16 protein-coding genes are annotated in these 18,758 nt (G+C 58.7%); 3 read left to right on the top strand and 13 right to left on the bottom strand.

What is annotated here, in order from left to right; all coding sequences use genetic code 11:
- The first annotated feature begins 14 nt into the window (after nt 1-14).
- Nucleotides 15-3,872 (top strand): DUF3683 domain-containing protein, encoded by a 3,858-nt coding sequence (locus L0Y14_RS00130; RefSeq protein ID WP_006475137.1) that lies wholly within the window; start codon nt 15-17, stop codon nt 3,870-3,872.
- Between the two features lie 250 nt (nt 3,873-4,122).
- Here the strand turns inward: L0Y14_RS00130 and L0Y14_RS00125 are convergent, their stop codons facing one another.
- From L0Y14_RS00125 to hemE, 4 genes are read right to left on the bottom strand one after another with little or no spacing between them, the layout of a single operon-like run.
- On the bottom strand, nt 4,123-4,812 hold the full coding sequence (locus L0Y14_RS00125; RefSeq protein WP_039960499.1) for a hypothetical protein: 690 nt from the start codon (nt 4,810-4,812) through the stop codon (nt 4,123-4,125).
- Nucleotides 4,813-4,852: 40 nt separating this feature from the next.
- A complete protein-coding gene (locus L0Y14_RS00120; protein ID WP_005965538.1) occupies nt 4,853-5,740 on the bottom strand; it encodes an NAD(P)-dependent oxidoreductase in 888 nt (295 codons plus the stop codon).
- Nucleotides 5,741-5,797: 57 nt separating this feature from the next.
- Nucleotides 5,798-6,595, bottom strand: a complete 798-nt coding sequence (locus L0Y14_RS00115) for a hypothetical protein (protein ID WP_005965536.1) — start codon at nt 6,593-6,595, stop codon at nt 5,798-5,800.
- A gap of 4 nt (nt 6,596-6,599) precedes the next feature.
- Nucleotides 6,600-7,691 carry a uroporphyrinogen decarboxylase gene (gene hemE / locus L0Y14_RS00110; protein ID WP_005965534.1) on the bottom strand — a complete coding sequence of 364 codons (1,092 nt, stop codon included), beginning with the start codon at nt 7,689-7,691 and terminating at the stop codon, nt 6,600-6,602.
- 172 nt (nt 7,692-7,863) lie between these two features.
- Between hemE and L0Y14_RS00105 the strand changes: the two genes are divergently transcribed.
- Nucleotides 7,864-8,826: a PDC sensor domain-containing protein gene (locus L0Y14_RS00105; protein ID WP_040819748.1), complete on the top strand. Its 963-nt coding sequence runs from the start codon at nt 7,864-7,866 to the stop codon at nt 8,824-8,826.
- A gap of 123 nt (nt 8,827-8,949) precedes the next feature.
- Here L0Y14_RS00105 and L0Y14_RS00100 read toward each other — a convergent pair whose 3' ends face one another.
- Entirely contained in the window at nt 8,950-9,708 is a 759-nt protein-coding gene (locus L0Y14_RS00100) for an oxygen-binding di-iron domain-containing protein (protein WP_005958775.1), read from the bottom strand.
- Nucleotides 9,709-10,039: 331 nt separating this feature from the next.
- On the opposite strand from L0Y14_RS00100, the gene nfi reads away from it, so the two are divergent.
- Nucleotides 10,040-10,699 (top strand): deoxyribonuclease V, encoded by a 660-nt coding sequence (gene nfi / locus L0Y14_RS00095; protein ID WP_305790613.1) that lies wholly within the window; start codon nt 10,040-10,042, stop codon nt 10,697-10,699.
- A 10-nt stretch (nt 10,700-10,709) separates the two neighbouring features.
- Here the strand turns inward: nfi and L0Y14_RS00090 are convergent, their stop codons facing one another.
- From L0Y14_RS00090 to L0Y14_RS00055, 8 genes are all read right to left on the bottom strand, one after another.
- Nucleotides 10,710-11,108, bottom strand: coding sequence for a hypothetical protein (locus L0Y14_RS00090; RefSeq protein ID WP_240991665.1), 399 nt, complete (start codon nt 11,106-11,108; stop codon nt 10,710-10,712).
- 51 nt (nt 11,109-11,159) lie between these two features.
- Complete coding sequence (gene ntrC, locus L0Y14_RS00085; protein WP_006474974.1) at nt 11,160-12,566, bottom strand: nitrogen regulation protein NR(I); 1,407 nt, start codon at nt 12,564-12,566, stop codon at nt 11,160-11,162.
- Nucleotides 12,559-13,638 (bottom strand): nitrogen regulation protein NR(II), encoded by a 1,080-nt coding sequence (gene glnL / locus L0Y14_RS00080; protein WP_006474975.1) that lies wholly within the window; start codon nt 13,636-13,638, stop codon nt 12,559-12,561. Before glnL ends, ntrC begins: the two co-directional genes overlap by 8 nt.
- A gap of 223 nt (nt 13,639-13,861) precedes the next feature.
- Nucleotides 13,862-14,347: a DUF4124 domain-containing protein gene (locus L0Y14_RS00075; RefSeq protein WP_040819667.1), complete on the bottom strand. Its 486-nt coding sequence runs from the start codon at nt 14,345-14,347 to the stop codon at nt 13,862-13,864.
- A gap of 182 nt (nt 14,348-14,529) precedes the next feature.
- On the bottom strand, nt 14,530-15,936 hold the full coding sequence (glnA, locus tag L0Y14_RS00070; protein ID WP_006474977.1) for a glutamate--ammonia ligase: 1,407 nt from the start codon (nt 15,934-15,936) through the stop codon (nt 14,530-14,532).
- 363 nt (nt 15,937-16,299) lie between these two features.
- Nucleotides 16,300-17,451, bottom strand: coding sequence for a cation diffusion facilitator family transporter (locus L0Y14_RS00065; RefSeq protein ID WP_006474978.1), 1,152 nt, complete (start codon nt 17,449-17,451; stop codon nt 16,300-16,302).
- Entirely contained in the window at nt 17,444-17,698 is a 255-nt protein-coding gene (locus tag L0Y14_RS00060) for a sulfurtransferase TusA family protein (RefSeq protein WP_005958791.1), read from the bottom strand. Before L0Y14_RS00060 ends, L0Y14_RS00065 begins: the two co-directional genes overlap by 8 nt.
- Entirely contained in the window at nt 17,686-18,729 is a 1,044-nt protein-coding gene (locus L0Y14_RS00055) for a tRNA (5-methylaminomethyl-2-thiouridylate)-methyltransferase (RefSeq protein ID WP_006474980.1), read from the bottom strand. The genes L0Y14_RS00060 and L0Y14_RS00055 overlap by 13 nt, the downstream gene beginning before the upstream one ends.
- Nucleotides 18,730-18,758 lie beyond the last annotated feature (29 nt).

The following is an 18,758-nucleotide window of genomic DNA, read 5'->3' as shown; positions in this document are numbered from 1 at the left end:
AGCCGGAGCGGACTATGCCAACAGCCGTCAAGCCGCGGATCCGTGAGATCCCCTACAACTACACCTCTTTTTCTGACCGGGAGATCGTCATTCGCTTTCTCGGTGAGGAGCTGTGGCGGGTCATTGAGGATCTCCGGGGCTCGCGCCGCACCGGCCGCTCCGCCCGCATGCTGTTCGAAGTGCTCGGCGACATGTGGGTGGTAAGCCGCAATCCCTACCTGCAGGACGACCTGTTGCAGAATGAGGAGCGCCGCCAGGCCCTGATCAACGCCCTGCACCATCGTCTTGATCAGTTTGAGCTGCGCACCAATGAAAACCAGCAGGCGATCCACCTGTTGCACGCCTCACGCCAGGCGGTGGAGGCATTCGAGGCACGCTTCATCCGGCAGATTGAGCTACGCCGTCAAGTAAAGCGTAATCTGATCGGCCTGACCCGCAAAGACAATGTGGATTTCAGCGGCCTTGCGCGGGTCGCCCACGCCACCGACGCCACCGACTGGCGCGTCGAGATCCCCTTCGTGGTCATCACCCCCGACACCGAGGCGGAGGTAGCAGCGGTGGTGCGCGCCTGCATCGCCTCCGGTCTGACCATCATCCCGCGCGGTGGCGGCACCGGCTACACCGGCAGTGCGGTGCCGCTCGACCCCCACTCGGCGGTGATCAACACTGAGAAGCTGGAGCAACTGGGGGAGATCGAGAGCATCGCACTGCCCGGCGTGGCGGAACCGGTGCCGACCATTGTCGCCGGCGCAGGGGTGATCACGCGGCGGGTCTCGGAACAGGCGGAGGCCGCCGGGCTCGCCTTTGCCGTCGACCCCACCTCCCAGGACGCCTCCACCATCGGTGGCAACATCGCAATGAACGCCGGCGGCAAGAAGGCGGTACTGTGGGGCACCACCCTCGATAACCTCGCCAGCTGGCGCATGGTGACCCCGGACGGCAGCTGGATGGAGGTGGAGCGGCTCGATCACAATCTGGGCAAAATCCACGATCAGCCCGAGGTGCGTTTCCGCATCAGCCGCTATGCCAACGACGGCACCACACCACTCGCTGAACCGGAGATCCTACAGATACCCGGCAGCGCCTTCCGCAAGGCGGGGCTGGGCAAGGATGTCACCGACAAGTTTCTCTCCGGCCTGCCAGGGGTGCAGAAGGAGGGTTGCGACGGCCTGATCACCTCCGCCCGTTTCGTGTTGCACCGCATGCCTGAGCAGGTTCGCACCCTCTGTCTGGAGTTCTTCGGCAGCGACATCGGCCGGGCGGTGCCGGCCATCGTCGAGATCAAAGCGTATCTGGACCGGCACGACAAGGTCACGTTGGTGGGTCTGGAGCACCTCGATGAGCGCTATCTGAAGGCGGTCAAATACTCCACCAAGGCGGCCCGCGCCGAGCGCCCCAAGATGGTGCTGCTGGCCGACATCGCCAGCGATCAGGCGGACCAGGTCAGCAGCGCGGCAGACCAGGTGGTCGAACTGGTGGAGGCACGCGGCGGCGAGGGTTTTATCGCCAGCAGCGCCGAGGCGCGCAGACATTTCTGGCTCGACCGGGCCCGCACCGCCGCCATCTCCGCCCACACCAACGCCTTCAAGATCAACGAAGACGTGGTGATCCCGCTGGAGCGGCTGGCCGACTACAGTCGCGGCATCGAGCGCATTAATATCGAGGAATCGATCAGCAACAAGATCGAGATCGCTGATGCCGTTCTCGACTATCTACAGAGCAGCGAATGGCGCGATCTGGCCAGCGAGGCCTTCGGTGCCAGCGATGAGAATGAAGCGATCTCCCGCGCCAAGATCAGCCTGGCGCAGAGCGCCGTTGAGCGGGCGCGGGGGCGCTGGAGCGAGACCCTGCAACAGATCGAACAGCCTGCCGCCGACCACCGGCAGCTGCTGAGCGAAGCGGAGGCCCAACACATCCAGCCAAACGACCGGTTGCTCGATCTGCTACTGCGCCGTGACCTGCTGATCTCCTACCGGCAGGAGATAGCTCTGCAGCTGGATGAGGCCTTCCCCGGCCAGGAAATGCAGCCGCTACGCCACGCGCTGCGCGAGATCCACCAGCGGCTCCGGGAGTCGCGGCTGTTCGTGGCGCTGCACATGCATGCCGGTGACGGCAACGTGCATACCAATATCCCTGTCCACTCCGACAACTACGCGATGCTGCACCGCGCCGAGCGGATGGTGGACCGCATCATGGCACTGGCCTCCTCGCTGGGCGGAGCGATCTCTGGTGAGCACGGCATTGGCCTGACCAAGCTGCAGTACCTAGAGCCGGAGAAGCTGCAGGCGTTTGCCCGCTACAAGGCACAGGTCGATCCCGAACAGCATTTCAACCGTGGCAAGCTGGCTATCGGTGCCGATCTGCGCAACGCCTACACTCCTTCGCTCAAGCTGCTGGAGCAGGAGGCAATCATCCTCGAAGAGAGTGAGCTGGGCGCGCTCAACGACGAGATCAAACACTGTCTGCGCTGTGGCAAGTGCAAGCCGGTCTGCATGACCCATGTACCACGTGCCAACCTGCTCTACTCACCGCGCAACAAGATCCTCGCTACCGGCCTGATCATCGAAGCCTTCCTCTACGAGGAGCAGACCCGCCGCGGTCTATCGCAACGCCATTTCGATGAGATGAACGACGTGGCCGACCACTGCACCGTCTGCCACAAGTGCCTCACGCCCTGCCCGGTCAATATCGACTTCGGTGAGGTCACCACCCGCATGCGCAAGATCCTCACCGAGCGCGGCCAGAAGCGCCGCAGCCTGGGTGCAATGGCGGCGATGAGTTTCCTCAATATGACCGATCCACGGGCAATCCGCTGGATGCGCCTGGGGCTGGCCGAGTGGGGATTCAAGGCGCTTAATCTGGCGCATGGGCTAGCCAAGCGCAGTGGTCTACTGAAACAGCGCAGCACCCTACCCCGCGCCACCACAGGCAGACCGGAGGTAAAGACCCTGGCGCTGGAGATGCTGAGCTACCCGATCCGGGTAGAGCCACCCAAGCAGAGCCTGCGGGCGATGCTCAAACTAGAGGATCACACCACTATACCGATCCTGCACAGCCCTAAGGGGTCGCCCGAAGAAAACGAGGCGGTCTTCTATTTCCCAGGCTGCGGCTCAGAGCGCCTCTACAGCGAGATCGGTCTGGCGACCCTAGCGATGCTGGCCGAGACTGGCGCCACCACCGTGCTCCCCCCCGGCTATCTCTGCTGCGGCTACCCACAGAGCGCGGCCGGACAGGCGCAGCGCGGTCACCAGATCACCACTGAGAACCGGGTGCTGTTTCACCGTGTCGCGAATACTCTCAACTACATGGATATTCGCACCGTGGTGGTCTCCTGCGGCACGTGCATAGATCAGCTGCTGAAGTATGAATTTGAAAAGATCTTTCCCGGCTGCCGACTGCTCGACATCCATGAATACCTGATGGAAAAAGGGATCAAGATTACTGACGGCGCGCCGGGCAATTACCTCTTCCATGACCCCTGCCATAGCCCGATGAAGCTGCATGATCCACTCGAGGTCACTGCCTCCCTCACTGGCGGCAGGGTCGAGCTATCGGATCGCTGTTGTGGCGAAGCCGGCACCCTCGGCACCAGTCGGCCCGACATCGCCCACCAGCTGCGCTTCCGCAAGGAGGAGGAACTCCAAGCCGGGTTGGCCAAACTAGCTGATGATGCAAAGCCGGGCCATATCAGCGTCAAGCTGCTGACCAGCTGCCCTGCCTGCCAGCAGGGCCTAAGCCGTTATACCGACTCAACCGGCCTCAAACCCACTTATATTGTGGTCGAACTGGCAAACAGGATGCTGGGAGAGCGGTGGCAGCAGCAATTTATCCAGCAGATGAGTCAGCAGGGCATCGAACGAGTGCTACTTTGATAAGGTGCCAGCAACTACTTTTGCTAAAGCATTTGGAGATCAGCTGGTGGCAAGTGGCTGGTTTTGTCGAGGTTGGTCGGGTTGTGCCAGCATACAATGCCGATTTTTTAACGCGAAAAAATCGCTGATGCTGGGAGGGCCGCTGGAATTGATTAATTTATCAGCGCTTCCTTCGTGGCTTGTGTAAAAATGACTCCCGGCCGTTTTTTGGAGCGCAAGGCTATCCGCCCATGATTCGTTCGGAGCCTCCCTAAGAAGCTGCTTCGCTCTCGAAATGTTTCAGCAAGTTCTCCAGCTCGCTCAACCGCTCAAGCGCCTGTGCCACTGATTCCCCCTCCTGCTGGCGCTGCTCCAGCAGAGCCCGGGCCTGTTTGCTGATCGCCTCCAGCTGCGGCGGATCAAACAGGGTCACAGCCACCTGAAACTCCTCTTCAGAAGCGCTCAGCAGAGTCGGCACCAAGTCATCTTCACCTATCAGAGAGTCGGGGGAGAGCAGGTCCACCGCCAACGGGTGTTCCAGCATCTCATAGTGCAGCCGCCTGGCTTCTTCCTCCTGCTGCAGTTCCTGATGGGCCAGGGTGTCATTGCCGGCACCTCGCCACACCGCCTGCATAATCACCGCCACCAGCTTGCTGATCGCATCCTTGTTGGCGCCCTGCTCATCGGCCAGACCGCAGGCGGTCTCATAGGCCTTGTCGAGACGCTCTTTCAGTTCGAGGATCACATCGCTCTGTTCGTGGGGACCAAGTCCGACCGCTTCACCCACCAGCTTGCGCAGCTCTTCGATAAAGCTCACCAGCTCTTCGTGATCTTTGCGCTGTGCCTCTTCCAACGCAGAGGGCGTAAGCGAACGCTCACTTTTGTCGAACAGAGGGTTGTTGTGTTTTCGCATCAGGTGCCGCTCATAGCGACCCGGCATTGTGCTGAATAGCAGTTTCATCAAATCCTACCTAATAGATCGAAAAGGCTGTGCTGCCGCGTCAGCAGCCCTCATCCTGACTAGCCTGAAAGTCGGGGTTGATCGCCTCGTAGAGTGATGAGTAGTCATCTTCCCCATGTCCCGCAGCCTGCGCCTCACCGAAGACTCTTAGCATCGTCTGCGGCAACTGCGCATCGATGCCCAGCTCATCCACCACGCGGCTGAAAAGATCCACATCTTTGATCAGATGCTTAAGGGGAAAGTTGGGGTTGGCATAATCGTGGCTCAGCATCTTCGCCAGCTTCTTGTCGAAGGTCGGCGCATAGAGCGCGCTCTCTCGCAGCAGGCCCATGAACTGCTCCACATCGATGCCTTCGGCCCGCACCAGCCCAAGGCTCAGGGAGAAGGCAGAGGTGAGCGAAGCGATCAGTTGGTTCATCGCCAGCTTCATCGCCGCACCCTGACCAACCTCGCCGATGCGCTGCACCTGCTTGCCGAGACAACGCAACAACAACAGCATCTGCTGGTAGATCTCTGCATCACCTCCGGCCATCACGATCAGGTTGCCGGACCGTGCCTCCGGGATGCTGCCGAGCACCGGTGCCTCCAGGTAGTGTCCACCAACCGCCTCCACCGCAGAGGCAATCTCGCGGCTCTGATTCGGTGCGATGGTTCCCATCTGTACCACGACCTTGCCTGCCAGCCCACTGAGTGACGAGGGCTGCAACAGGGTCGCACGGATAGCTGCGGCATCGCTCAGGGTCAGCAGGACAGCCTCCCCCTGGGCAATCGCGGCTGTCAGATCAGATTCGACCGGAATACCTTTAGCTTGCACCTGACCGTAAGCAACCTGGGAGCGGTTCCAGGCAACCAGCTCATGCCCGCACTGGATTAGCCGCTGTGCGATCGGCTTCCCCATCAGCCCCAATCCGATAAGCGTGATCTTCATGTTGTCTTCACTCTAGATGCGAAGCCAAGAGGTATAAGGCTTGTTTGATCAAGGGAATCAGTAACCCGCCTGCAGATAGAGCATCGGTCCCTGAAAGGTGTAATCGAACTCACCCCGCAGGTTGTCATCATCGGCGGAGAGGCTGTATCCGTAATAGGTGTAGCCGCCGCCGATGCCGAAGTTTTTACTGAAGTCATAGCGCACCGAAATGCTGCCATTTACCAGACTGCCAGAATAAGCATCATAATCGAGCGCAAACACCTGCGCCCAAGCATCCAGTTTCAGCTTGGGGGAGATCCAATAGGCACCATCCAGACCCAGGCTGGGTAGCGGGATGCTCACGTCGGCATCATAGCTGGGGCCAGCAAGGCGCGTGCTAATCCCTGTGGAGAGTGAGGTCACATGGACACCGAGCAGGCTCTCGATCTGCCAGTCTTCGTTCTGATAGAGCTTATAACGCCACGCCAGACGTGCGACCTTCGAATCAAAGAAGCTGTCGACGAGCGTATCAACGGTATAGTCCTCACCATCAATAGTGATGGTGCTGTTGAGCATACTGCTGCCACTGCGTGATAACTCCACATAGGAGAGATCGATGGCGTGATTCTCATTAAAGCGATAGGTGATATCCAGCATCGGCAGGATCTCCCGCTCTCCCAGGCCAAGTTGATCCTCCATGTTAAAGCTGGTCCCGATTGTGCCATCTTTTGAATCGAGCCTGAGCTCAGTAGCGGTGCTGGCCCAGAAGGCGGCAAGGCGTACCTCTATCGTATTCGGCTCAGCCATTGCCTCGAAGGTAGCTAACAGGCCGACAACCAGTAATCTAAAGCCCACAATCACTTTACGCTTGTTCACTCTGCTATTTACTCCCTGGTAAAGATCTGGATGCCTGATGATAGGGCCGGCTTAATTCATGCACGGCCTCGACAAAGGCCCCGGCATGTTCCGGCGGAATATTGGGATGAATGCCATGGCCCAAATTGAAGACGTGACCCTCGCCCGGACCGAAACTCTCGAGCACCCGGCCAACCTCTTCACGAATACGCTCGGGTGAAGCATAGAGCACGCAGGGATCCATATTGCCCTGCAGCACTACCTTGTCACCGACGCGCCGGCGCGCCTCGGCTAGATCGAGGGTCCAGTCGATGCCGAGCGCATCGCAGCCGCTCTCGGCCATCCGCTCGAGCCAGAGCCCTCCGCCCTTGGTGAAGAGGATCACCGGCACCTGGCGGCCCTCCGCCTCGCGGGTCAGCCCCTGGATGATGCGTTGCATGTAGTCGAGGGAAAAGGCCTGGTAGGCGGCCGGGGTGAGTGCGCCACCCCAGGTATCGAAGATCATCACCGCCTGTGCACCGGCGGCAATCTGCGCATTCAGGTAGGCGGTGACCGAATCGGCAACCCGGCTGAGCAGCTGATGCATCAGCTCGGGACGATCGAACATCATCCCCTTTACCTGGGCGAAGTTCTTGGTGCCGCCGCCCTCGACCATGTAAGTGGCCAGGGTCCAGGGGCTGCCTGAGAAGCCGATCAGCGGCACCCGTCCATCCAGCTCGCGGCGGATGGTGCGCACCGCATCCATCACGTAGCCCAGGTCATCCTCCATGTCGGGCAGACCCAGCGCCTTGACCGCTGCCTCATCACGCACCGGGCGTTCGAAGCGTGGCCCTTCTCCTTCGGTGAAGTAGAGCCCCAGTCCCATGGCGTCGGGTACGGTGAGGATATCGGAGAAGAGGATCGCCGCATCCAGCGGGTAGCGGTCGAGGGGCTGGATGGTCACCTCGCATGCCAGTTCAGGATTACGGCAGAGGTCCATGAAGCTACCGGCCTTGGCGCGGGTGGCCCGGTACTCCGGCAGATAGCGCCCGGCCTGACGCATCATCCAGACGGGTGTGACATCAACCGGCTGCCGCAGCAGAGCCCGGAGGAATCGATCGTTTTTTAGGGTGCTCACTTAGGGATCCTGATATCGTCTCTCGCTCAAACTTACCGGGCGGATTCTACACAGTTTGCCGCATTCCCGCCTCCATCGAGTCAAACCCATGTAACATTCGGCTGCGATAGTGTCCCGGAAGTCCGCAACAGTTTAACCTGGCTTGATGCAAGTGAATCTGAAGGAGTTTGGCATGTCCGCAATGCAGAAGATCATCCTTGAAAAGAAGGCGGCACTGGCCGAGTCGGTGGGGATACCTCTATCGGCTCTAGCGGCGCTCTGCGCCGAAGTCTGGCCAGATGCTGATGCCATCGACACCACTCTGCAGCGCCATCTCAAGGATCTGACACACTGCGAGACACTCTACGCCTGGGATCTGGATGGCAGGGAGATCTCCTCGCTAATCCGTGACGGTGTTGCCGACCCCGCATGGCGCGGGCGGGACCTCTCCCATCGCCCCTATCTAAAAAACAACCTGCCGTTCAAAGGCATCATGCTCTCCTCCGTCTACCAGAGCGCCTATTCGGGTAAAGAGTGTGTCACCGCCCTGCAAGCGGTACGTCGAGAAGATCAGCTGATGGGCTTTATCGCTGCCGACTTCTCCCTCAACAAGCTGCTTGCCGATACTCCAGCGCTGGCCGCGGAGAGCCAATGGCAACAGTTCAAAGGCGACCCGGCGGTACGCAGTACCCTGTTCATGCAGCAGCGGGTTCAAAGCCTGCTGGATGAGAATATCGATTCGGTACACGACACCGTACTGACGCTGATGAGCACCCACGGCATCTTCCACAGTAAGATCCACTACTCCAGCGGGCGCTGTTCCTTCTGGTTGCTGGAGGATCCCTACTCCTATCGCATTCATGGTGTGCTGGAAATCATCGATCCCGATATCAGCCTCGCCTATCCACTGCACGACTATCCCGCCGTGGCCAAGGTCACTCCCAGCCAGCTGCGCGCCGCACTCGATGGGCTGAAGGCACTGCGCTTCGCCGACGAGACCATCTATCTGCGCAGCGCCTCACTCAACATCATGAATGGCATGATCGGGCTCACTTTCTCCTGTGATGGCTCACACTACATGTCGATCGACGAATTTCTGGAGAAGAACCTGGGTTTCTGGGTCGGAGAACTGGCAACAGAGCAGACTTCCTCGTGACAGCGAGGCAAATGGAGTCATGAATATTAAATAGAACGGGGCGCCTTACGCGCCCCTTTGAATAAAGTCTGCTGAATAAAGTCTGCGTCGCCCCAGACTACTGGGCGACGAAAGCCCCGAATCCTACGGAATCTGGTAGTGGCTTTGGTTCATCAGATCAACGCCACACTCCAGGTCAGCGATCCAGTTGATGAACTCAGCCACCGCTTTTTTGCCGACAAACGCGCGGCCATGCTGCGGCACGATCATCTCGATATCGAGGTCCTTCACCATGTTGGCCCAATAGCGACAGACCCGGTTTGAGTTCATATAGCGCTTGTGGAAACCCTCCATATAGGGCAAAACCTCAGCGATCTTCTTCACCGGCTTGTCCAGGTCTCCCGGCGGCAGGTTGGCACCCAGATCACCGGAGAAGAGGATCTTGCTCTTCGGATCGTAGAACTGAAAATTGCCTTCGGCATGGAGAAAATGGGCCGGCAGCGCCTTCAGGCGGATATCGCCCAACTCCAGATTCATGCCCGGATCCGGGATCGCGATGACCCGGTTCTGCAGCCGCCCCGGCCGGGTGAAGTGAGGAATGAACCGCTCCCAGAGGGCGGGCACGACCACTTTACAATCGGTACCAACCAACCATTTGTTGATCGAGGCAACAATATCGGGATCCTGGTGGGATGCAACCACATAGTCGAGCTTCTTGACGTTCACATAATCACTGATCGCCATAAACAGACGAGAGTAGGTGAGCTCTCCGCCAGGATCGATCAATGCGGCATGGCCGTGATCAAAGATGAGAAACTGATTGGCCTGCACCGCCTCACCGCTAACCAGATCACGATAAACTACGCAGATATGGCCCTGTTTGTTATAGAGTTCCACTGACATCTAATGCCCACCCTTCTACAGCGCCTGCTCCCCAGCATCACCGGAGAAACGAGCGCCTGTCCACTGAAATTACTTAATAAATCGCTAGCCTGAAACGCAAAGGCAGTGCCAAATTTATGCGAACATGGTTCAACTGCCTGTGAAACGATCACAATCACCAAAAAGCATGGTATATGTCATCATCCCGCTGGAACAATCTTATGTCAGGTTCGGCTATTTGCAACAAATTGTTGGAATTTGCTGTCCTGGATCACACAGGACGATCGGTTCAGAATTCAGACTAATCGAGAGCAGATCCAACCAGCACTGAACTTGGCCGGCGACGTTGAAGGTGGATCTATCTAACTTGCACGATTGGAATCTGACACCGCAGCAGGCGCGCGAGCTACAACAGCAGCTGAGCCTGAAGGTGATCCGTGAAGACCGATTCACTACACCACGCTTTGTTGCCGGTGTCGATGTGGGATTTGAAGATGGTGGCGCCACCACCCGCGCTGCGGTTGCCCTGTTGCGGTTTCCATCCCTTGAGCTGCTGGAACACAGCATCGCACACCTGCCCACCCGCTTTCCCTATCTGCCGGGACTGCTCTCCTTTCGTGAGATACCGGCAATCCTTGAGGCGTTGAAGGGGCTGGAAACAGCACCCGATATGCTGCTATGCGACGGTCAGGGGCTGGCCCACCCCCGCCGCTTTGGGCTGGCCTGTCACCTCGGCCTGATCACCGACACACCCTCCATTGGTGTTGCGAAAAGCCGCCTGATCGGCACCCATGCGGAGTTGCCAGCGGAGAAGGGGGCTTGGGTAACACTGGAAGACAAGGGCGAGATCATCGGCGCAGTGCTACGCAGCCGCAGCAACGTAAACCCCCTCTATATATCCATCGGGCAAAGGATCAGCCTGGCTTCGGCCATCCACTACACTCTCGCCTGCACCACCCGTTACAAGCTGCCGGAGACGACCCGCTGGGCGCATCGCTTCGCCTCCGGCTAAGCAGCCGGGGCTATTCTGGCTTGATGTGCTCAATGTAGTAGGGGCGATCCTCCATCTCCAGCCTCACCCCCACGGCCTGCGCCTGAAGTATCTGCTCACTGTCTTTGAAGCGCAGTTTGCAGTGGGCATGTCCCTGACTCTGCAGTGGCAACGGGATCATATCGCGGTAGGTGTAGACATTCTCCCCCACGTCACCGCCGTCACAGATACAGGGTGCGCTGGGCAGCTCGCCATCGAGCTCGGCAGCAGTAAAGATCAGCGAACCGGCCTGCCACCAGCGGGTGCGTTCCTTGGAGCCGCTGATGGTCTTGATGATATAGGCCCGGGAAAAGCGAACCTTGAGTTCACCATCTTCCAATGTGATTGACTCAATTTCACTGCCTGGCAGATCGACACTGCTGGAATCCATCAAAACCCCCTTTATCTGTTCGGGATGACGCGCATCCACCCCGCTAATCGTTTAACTGTCTAACTCGAGACCCAGCTCTTTGATCTTGCGGGTCAAGGTATTGCGTCCCCAGCCGAGCAATTTTGCCGCGTCCTGGCGGCGCCCGGCGGTCTGCTCCAGGGCGCTCTCGATCATCACACGCTCAAACGCAGGAAGTGCCTCGTCAAGCAGATTTTTATCCCCCGCCTGCAGCCGCTCCCGTGCCCACAGCTGGAGCAGCTGACGCCAGTCTCCGGCGGCTGCCGAGGATCGCTCCTCCTGCAGCAACTCTGGAGGCAGATCCTCTACATGGATCTCCTTGCCGGCAGCCATTACCGTAAGCCAACGCGCAGTGTTCTCCAACTGGCGCACATTGCCAGGCCACTCTAGTTGACTGAGAAACTGCTCGGTTTCCGGCAGCAGCGTCTTAGTCTCGACTGCCAGCTCCTCCGATGCCTGCCCGAGAAAGTGGCGCATCAGCAGGGGGATGTCCTCACGACGCTCGCGCAGGGCCGGGATATGAATTCTAATCACATTGAGGCGATGAAATAAATCCTCCCGAAACTGTGCTTTTTTGACTAGCTGTTCGAGATTCTGATGGGTGGCGGCAATGATGCGCACATCCACTTTCACCGGTTCATGGCCGCCGACCCGATAGAATTCACCATCTGCCAGCACCCGCAGCAACCGCGTCTGCAGCTCAGCCGGCATATCACCGATCTCATCCAGGAACAGGGTACCGCCATCGGTCTGTTCGAAACGCCCCTCGCGCCGGCTCTGCGCACCGGTGAAGGCGCCACGTTCGTGGCCAAACAGCTCCGACTCCATCAGATCCCGTGGGATCGCCGCCATGTTGAGGGCGATGAACGGGGCCTCGGCGCGCGGGCTGTGGCGATGCAGGGCTCGGGCGACCAGCTCCTTGCCGGTGCCCGACTCGCCATTGATCATCACCGTGATGTTGGAACGCGCCAGCCGGCCGATGGCACGAAACACCTCCTGCATCGCCGGCGCCTCACCAATGATCTCCGGACTCGGCTCAATGACATCAACCTGGCGTTTCGTCTGACTCTGGGTCTGCCGGCAGGCGCGACGGATCTGATCCACGGCCTCATCCACATCGAAGGGCTTTGGCAGATATTCGAACGCGCCACCATGGAAGGCCGACACTGCACTCTCCAGGTCAGAGTGAGCGGTCATGATGATCACCGGCAACTCCGGAAAGCGTAGATTGATCCGCTCCAGCAGCTCCAGCCCATCCATACCTGGCATACGGATATCCGAGACGATCACATCCGGCTGTTGCCGCTCCAGTGAGTCGAGCACCCCATTGGCACTCTCGAAGCAGACCACCTCCATCTGCGCCTTCTGCAGGGTCTTCTCCAGCACCCAGCGAATCGACCGGTCGTCATCAATGACCCAGACCCGGCAGAAATCAGCCATGTTTGCCCTCCAAAGGCAGAGAAATTGTAAACACCGTCTCACCCGGACGGCTAGTGAATTCAATCAGGCCCTTATGCTGATTAATCAGTGACTGGGCGATGGAGAGCCCTAGGCCCATACCATCGCTACTGCCTGAAACCATCGGGAAGAAGATCCGCTCCTGGATCTCCTTGGGGATGCCACCGCCGTTATCACTGATCTCAACCTGCAGCACTAATCGGTAGTGTTTGGTGCCGATGGTAAAGTGGCGCATCACCCGGGTGCGCAGGCCTATCACACCGCTAGGTCCAGCGGCCCGCACACCGTTACGCACGATATTCAAACAGGCCTGGATCAGCTGATCGCTATCCCCCAGCAGGGAGGGAATACTTGGATCGTAATCCTTTTTGATAGTCAGGGCGTTGCCCGTTTCCACCTGCACCAGGCTGACCACTCGTTCCAGCACCTGGTGGATGTTGACCGGCTTACGATCCGGCAGACGGTTCGGTCCGAGCATCCGGTCAACCAGGGTCTGCAAGCGGTCGGACTCGCCGATGATGATCTGGGTATACTCCTTGAGTTCAGGGTCATCCAGTTCCCGCTCCAGCAGTTGCGCCGCACCGCGCACTCCGCCCAGGGGATTTTTTATCTCATGCGCGAGCCCCCGCACCAGCGCACGCGAGGCCTGGTTGCGTGACAGCAGCTGCTCCTCACGGTTGATCCTCAATTGCCGATCAACCTGCAGCAACTCGACCAGAAACTCCTTGATCTCGCCCTCCTGGCGAAGCGGGATCACGGTGCAGTCGACCGTCACCTCTTTACCTCCGGCGAGAGGCAACGACAACTCCCGCTCGGTAAAGGGCTGACCGCTCTTCACCACTTGAGAGAGGTGTGACTCAACCAGTGCTCCAGGGCAGCGGATCAGATCTCTGACCCGCAGCCCGATCAGCTGGCGAGCACTCACCGCAAACAACATCTCCCCGGCGGGATTGATGTAGTTGAGGATGAAATCGCGGTCAAACAGCAACACAGCTGAACGTTGATTTTCAACGATGCGTTGCTCAATGGTCTCTGTGTCTGGTGTAACTGCCATGCTAATTGCTTGCAATAATCAAACCAATCAGCAGCATAGGGCATTTTTCTGCGTGCAGTCTGCTGAACTGTCTCATCTGTCACGATTTAAGACGTTGAGTAAGGCTTTGTTTCTGAAAAAATTGAGGCTACGACGAGTGCCCGCCTTTTCATAGGGCAGGGGCTGTCCGCGTCGCAAGATAATGCGCACCAAAAAAGTGCAGCCAGAGGACCCCTAGTGAACGTCAGGGTTTGATAATAGAGGCTTTTCGCAGATGGAAGCTGATCTGTTGAGCGGAGATCAAACGCTTGCCCGCGGCATCGACGACATGCGCCTCAAGGGTATGGGTGCCGCGATTCAGGCCAATCAACCTGAATTGAGTCCGATTCAGCTCATCTCCTCCTTTCTGCAATGCACCATCGATCAGGATCTCCAATCTGTGCCCCTGCTGCAGTGCCGGCGAGAGGCTCAGGCCCACATCGACCACACCCTCGTTGTTGCGAATCGTGACATCCTGCTCGCGTTCGACAATCTCAAAGCTGGTGTAGCCTTCCGCTTTCTCCTGTTTGCTCTCTGACTCCGCCAGCTTGGTCTGAACGATCGGGCTGTACTGATCTGAATGGGTGCCTTTGATGGTGACCATCTCCGCCCCCGGCGCGTCGAAGTCGGAGTAGTGGATCACTCCATCATCCGAGACCCAGCGGTAGACATCCCTGGCTGCAGCCGGCAAGGCAAGAACAATAAGAAGAATTAGGATAAGGGTACGCATATGCAAAAGAATAGACCACAACTCGTTGATAAAACAAGCAGATAGAGACTAAAAAAGCGCCCCCGAATGGAGGCGCTTTCCACAATTCCTGTACTAGGCGGGAATCGACCAGGCAAGGCTCCCTGACGGGAGCCGATACCTGCTTAGAGGCTGTAGTACATGTCGAATTCCACCGGGTGGGTGGTCATGCGCAGACGAGTCACCTCTTCCATCTTCAGCTCGATGTAGCCATCGATCAGATCATCGGTGAAAACGCCGCCAGCGGTGAGGAACTCACGATCCGCATCCAGTGCATCCAGTGCCTGATCCAGACTGTGGCAGACGGTGGGGATATTCGCCGCCTCTTCTGCGGGCAGGTCATAGAGATCCTTGTCCATCGCGTCGCCAGGGTGGATCTTGTTCTGGATGCCGTCCAGGCCGGCCATCATCATGGCGGCGAAGGCCAGGTAGGGGTTGGCGGTCGGATCGGGGAAACGCACCTCGACGCGACGACCCTTCGGGCTGGAAACCCACGGGATACGGATCGAAGCAGAGCGGTTGCGGGCCGAGTAGGCCAGCATTACCGGGGCTTCGAAGCCCGGCACCAGACGCTTGTAGGAGTTGGTGGAGGCATTAGTGAAGGCGTTCAGCGCACGAGCATGCTTGATGATGCCGCCGATGTAGTAGAGCGCACTCTCGGAGAGGCCGCCGTACTGGTCACCAGCGAAAATGTTCTCGCCATCTTTCGCCAGGGACTGGTGCACATGCATGCCGGAACCGTTGTCACCAACGATCGGCTTGGGCATGAAGGTCACGGTCTTGCCGTAGGCGTGACCGACGTTCCAGGTAGCGTATTTCTGGATCTGCACCCAGTCAGCACGCTCCACCAAGGTGCTGAACTTGGTGCCGATCTCACACTGACCACCAGTCGCCACCTCATGGTGATGGACCTCGACCGGCACCCCCATCTCTTCCATCGCCAGACACATGGCGCCACGCAGGTCGTGCAGGGAGTCAACCGGAGGGACCGGGAAGTAACCACCCTTCACGCCAGGACGGTGACCGATGTTGCCATCTTCATAGACGCGCTCGGAGTTCCACTCCGCCTCTTCGGAGTCGATCTTGACCATGCAGCCGCTCATGTCGGCACTCCAGCGCACGTCGTCGAGGACGAAGAATTCTGGCTCGGGACCGAAGAAAGCCTGGTCGGCAATGCCGGTGGACTGCAGATAGGCCTCGGCGCGCTTGGCGACGGAACGGGGATCACGCTCGTAGCCCTGCATGGTGGCAGGCTCGAGGATGTCGCAGCGTACGATCAGGGTGTTCTCGTCGGCGAAGGGGTCCATCACGGCAGTGGCAGCCTCAGGCATCAGGATCATGTCTGACTCATTGATACCCTTCCAGCCAGCGATGGAGGAGCCATCAAACATCTTGCCGTCGGTAAACATCTCCTCATCAACCTCGTGGGCAGGCAGAGTGACATGCTGTTCCTTGCCGCGGGTATCGGTGAAGCGAAGATCAACGAATTTTACTTCGTTGTCTTTCATCATTTTCATGACTTCAGAGGCCATCATTATCTCCAAATCTATTAGGTGACTATCTGCTGCTGCAAGAGCCTCTGAATGAATCTGGATGAAGCAGATTCATTCAGAGGCTCCTGTCGCCAGCAACGAAATTCCTGCGAAAGGATGCCATCGATCCCTGCCGCTCTGGGCCATTCACTAGGCAAAAACAGTGCCATCAACCTTTGATTGCTACAGCTCCTGTATGAGCCAATTCGCAAAAAACTGTTGATAAACAAGCGGAAGATGATAGAGCGATCGAACGCATAATGGTAGTGGTTGCACGCATTAGCCGCGACCAAACAGTAACTCTTCGCAAGAATACGCACAAAAACTGTGCGGATCCGCGCCTGCATGCACAAAAATCGTGCGTTAACCAAACCAGAGCCGTACCCGCCCAAACTGCTCGGCCTCTTGCAGCTGCGCCTGATAGCGCTCGGCCAACTCCTCGCTTATCGATACGCTCTTGCTGCAGTCGAGCGGAAAGAAAAGATCCACATCGATACGTCCGGAAATGTAGTGCAATACGAGCCTCATGCGTCGATCGAAACAGGGCAGATCCTGCCATAGCGCCTGCAGACGTTGCTCCGCTTCGGTGCGTAATGGTAGATGACCACAGGGAGCGGTCGATTCGTCATCCTCCGGATCGATGTGCACCGTCACATCCACCAGTTCCTCCACCGACTCAAGCAGCCGCTGCATCACCACTTCACTGATCCTGTGTCCCTCAGAGACACTCAGCCAGGAGGCTACCTGCACATGCACATCAGCCGAGGCGTGACCACCCATCTTACGGGTGCGTAACATATGTACATCCTTGACCCCGGCCACTGAGGTGATCACCTGCTTGATCTCTTCTACCCGCTGCTCTTCAAGACCTGAGTCGACCAACTCATGCACCGACTGCCAGACCAGCTGCCAGCCGATGTGCAAAATCATCAAGCCGACCAGCACCGCGGCGATGGCATCGAGATAGGGCAGCCCCACCAGGGTGCCGCCGATGCCGACCAGCACCACCACCGATGAGATCGAGTCGCTGCGATGGTGCCAGGCATTGGCGCGCAACAGATCGGAGCGGATCTGCTTCGCCAGATGCTGGGTATAGAAATAGAGAGCCTCGTTGGCAACGATGGAGAAGGCGGCAACCCACAGGGTGGTCATGCTGGGTACCAGCAGTGCCTCTGGCGAAAACAACCGCTCCACCGCATCCCAGATCACCCCGGCACCCACCAGGAACAGAAACAATCCCAGGGCGAGAGTTCCCGCCGTTTCGAAGCGCCCGTGGCCATAAGGATGCTCGTCGTCTGGTGCCTCTTTGGCATGGTAGGCAGCAAACAGCACCAGCCCATCCGAAAGTAGATCGGAGAGTGAATGCAGACCATCAGCTAACAGCGACTGGGAGTGTCCGATCACGCCAAACAGAATCTTCACTACCGCCAACAGCAGGTTCACCCCGGCGCCGACAAGGGTGGCCCGCTGGGTCACCCGATAGCGCTGCTGTTGCTGCCGTTCCCGACTATCCACCTGGCTGCTCCACACCACCCACCCGGATCCGCACGATATATTCGTCGCCCTGCTGGCGGGTCTCCACCACCTCGTGGCCGTTGATCCGGCACCAGGCGGGGATGTCGTTCAACACTCCGGGGTCGGTACAGACCACCTCCAGCACGGTTCCCGGCTGCAGGGTTTCGACCCGATCCTGCACCCGGATCACCGGCATTGGGCAGAGCAGACGCCGTGCGTCCAGGGTTACCAGCTTCAAATGAACCACTCCTGCGGGATCTCGTGGGGCTTGATCGGCGTGACACTGAGCTGGCGGGTCTCGCCCTGGAGGTCGGTCAACTCAAGATCGACCAGCTCCGCATCCCGCCCCTGGCTGTAACGCGCCACCAGTCGTGCCGCCAGCTCGATCTCGTCCGCGTTGGGCTCTCCGTCGATCAGCGCCAGCGGCCCACCGTGGCTGGTGGTCTTGAGGCTGATGAACTGTTTTCGATAGCCCTGCAGAAACTTCGCCTCGCCCTCTTCGCGAGCGATGATCAGCTTGAAGTGCGGCGCCGGGCGCAGATGCCGACCGACCTTGAGCAGCATGATGTCATCCATCTCATACTGCTTGCTGCCGCGCGCCTGCCAGAGATCGGCCAACTTTTTCGAGTACTGCTGATCGGTAAGAAAGCAGCAGCCGCCAGCCGGTTGCGCATAATCTGTCAGGCCAAACGACTCGGCCAGGGCCATCTGCGGCTTGCGGTTGCGGCCGCTGAATGCATAGAGCTTGTCGCGATCGACCCAGCCCTTGCGCTCCGGCAGGGTCTCGGGCAAATTCTTGGCACAGAGCGGGCGTAGCAGCAGATCCTCGGCACCCGACTCACCCGCCACCACCGGCATAGTGTCCTTACGCTGCGACATCGGCCGCTGGCCGATCACCTCGCCGGTGATGATGAAGTCAAAACCACGTGCGCGGATCCACTCAAACGCCTTTTTCACCATGAAGATTTTGCAATCGAGGCAAGGATTGAGATTGGCGCCGTAACCATGCACTGGGTTGAACAGCACCTCCTTATACTCCTCCACGATGTCGACGATATGCAGCTTGATGCCCAACTGCTCCGCCACCCAGAGCGCATTGTTGCGCTTCGGCTTGCGCTGGTCGCGCTTGCGGATCGCATGGGTGTGGCCCTCGACGCAGAATCCGGTGAAGAAGTTGATCCCCTCCACATGGATCCCCTGGGACTGGATCACCTTAGCGGCGAGTAGCGAGTCGAGCCCGCCGGAGATCAGGGCGACAGCTTTGCGTGGCTCGGTCATGGTGCTCCTGGCAGATGAGAGAAAACGCG

The organism is Candidatus Endoriftia persephonae (genome assembly GCF_023733635.1).
In the GTDB taxonomy this organism is placed as follows: domain Bacteria; phylum Pseudomonadota; class Gammaproteobacteria; order Chromatiales; family Chromatiaceae; genus Endoriftia; species Endoriftia persephonae.
Note: the sequence above shows the minus strand (reverse complement) of the source record. Positions and strands in the feature narration are given on the sequence as shown.